This window comes from Rania fehmarnensis (genome assembly GCF_056494185.1).
Window position 1 is genome coordinate 3651376 of the sequence record NZ_CM151398.1, and the last position, 2132, is coordinate 3653507.

1 protein-coding gene and 1 pseudogene are annotated in these 2132 nt (G+C 53.9%); one reads left to right on the top strand and one right to left on the bottom strand.

The window, feature by feature from the left end; all coding sequences use genetic code 11:
* Positions 1-424: 424 nt before the first annotated feature.
* Positions 425-817: pseudogene (locus SH573x_RS12270) on the bottom strand (zinc-binding dehydrogenase); the annotation flags it as partial.
* Positions 818-1495: 678 nt separating this feature from the next.
* Between SH573x_RS12270 and SH573x_RS12275 the strand changes: the two are divergent.
* A complete protein-coding gene (locus SH573x_RS12275; protein ID WP_479355407.1) occupies positions 1496-2047 on the top strand; it encodes a hypothetical protein in 552 nt (183 codons plus the stop codon).
* Positions 2048-2132: the final 85 nt, after the last annotated feature.

Here is a 2132-nt window from a genome sequence, read left to right on the forward strand (position 1 = left end):
GATGGCTTCTAGGAGGGGGAACGCGTGCAGTGGGAACCCTATAAGTACGCACGATCGTCTAGTATCTTCCAGAAAATGTTAAAGCCATCGCCGCCCGATTCTCGCTTCTCCCCCAATGTAGCAACTGAGATCGTACAGCTTTTAAGTCAGTTTTACGGAGGGCTTTATGTAACCTCTCCCAAGCTTTGCTTGGGGGAGGTCGGAGCCAGCGTTAAGCTAGGCTCCGGGAGGGGGTTCGTTACCGAAGTGGAAGTGTTTGCAGCAGAATGCACCACACAAATTGTTTCGCTGCAACGATTGCTTCATGTGTAAACTAATGCAACGAGCCCCAGTTCTCCCCCTTCTCCCCCAATGTACTGAGATCGAGCAGCTTTTAGGTGGTGCAATAGCATGGCGTTAAGAGCTCTGGGTGGCACTGGCAATGCTACGCATAGCCAGTGCCACCCAAAGGCCTTTGAACTTCAATTGCGATCTTTCCTTGAACACCGTTGTTGCGACTCTCCAGCCGGGCATGGGCGAGCGGAATGTCGGCTAGCGAATAGACGGCACCAACGTGTGGCCGCAGGTAACCGCGCTCTATCAAGGCGCTCAACTCATCAAGCTTGCCGCGGTTTTGTCTTGTGAAAACGAAATGATAACTCGCGTTCTTGCCCCAAGCCTGAACGAGGTTTTGCGGCTGAGCAGTGTCGACGATGGTGACGATGCGACCAAGTTGTGCGAGCGTGGCGGGGCAGCGCGACAAGGTGTTGCCGCCTATGGTGTCGAACACGACATCGACTCCGCGGCCGCCCGTTTCTCGCATGATGGCATCGACATAGTCTTCCTTTTCGTGCTCGAGTGTCGGAACGCGTACGGAATGTGTCGCAGCCGATCATCAGGGGTAAGCGACGTCGATAGTTGGACAGACCGCGTCATCAAGCACACTCCTAGCCAGCGCAGCTTCCCGCTTAACTATTCACCGGCGGCCCATCCAGTAGTTTATTCTACCGTCGCTGCTCAATGACGCCACGGTCTAATCGAAGGGGCTCCCATTCTCTCCTAATGGACTGAGATCGTACAGCTTTTAACTACCGAGATACAAAGGCCTGAGGGCCCGAAGCTCGCCATCTCCGATCTGGCTCGCTATGTCGCCGGCGTGGCCATCAGCGATCAGTGACTGGTTGGTGACTCAGGTAGTACCATCACGATCAGATCCAAGGATGACAGGAACCAAGACAAGACGGGCAGGAAGTAGAGCACATTCATTTGATGCTCTCAGAAATTACAGGCCGTGGCAAAGGCCCTCTGCAGTGAGGGGCTGGGCTATACTAGTATGCAAGTCGTCGATTGTGGTTTCCAGGAAACCTCGCGTAACGTGGTGCGGCTGGCACTTGTGCTTTGGTGGCTAAAGTCGCTAATGTGTTCTTGTTGCTTCCCGCCAGCTTTGTGAAAGAAAAGTTCAATGGATGTGTATTACCCGATCTACTTGTTTGATATGCAGGAATGCGAAGCGGCCATGCAGAAGCAAGAAGCTACTTTCTTTCAAGTTGCGATTGGTGACGAAGATAACCCGGGACTGGCCGTGAATGCCGCCGGCGATTTTCCCCATTACTACGACTATACCTGCGAATGGGATGCGACGCTGATCTATCTCGCCGTGCGCCCGAAGCTAACCGGGGCGCAGATGGAAATAGCGGACTCATTGTTTGGTCCGCTGTTCATGTACAAGCACTTATCGGATCCAGAAAATTACCGCTTCTTCGCCAATCCGCCAATCCCCGCTAGCCAGATGCAAGCCGACAAGAGCGCATTTCCAAAAACCTGGTACGAGGGAGACGTCGTGCGGGTCTTCTCGACCGAGCAAGTAGAAAGTCTTCTTGATATTTGGGAGCAGCTAGCAACCGAGCGCATTTTTGAGTTGGCGCGCAAGTTCTTTCCCCAATTTGACGACGGCGACATTTTTCAAGAAGCGGACGACTTTGAGAGCTTCGTTCAGGCCTGGATCGACGCCCTGAGCGAAGCCCGAGCCAAGTCGCTATGCGTGCTCCAGGTCGCACTAGAAGATTAGGTTTCCACCAAGCTAACATGTCCTACCCGATTGGCCCATCGGCCTCGGGCATTTCGAGGCGAGTTGGGGTCGAGCCGAACCAGCG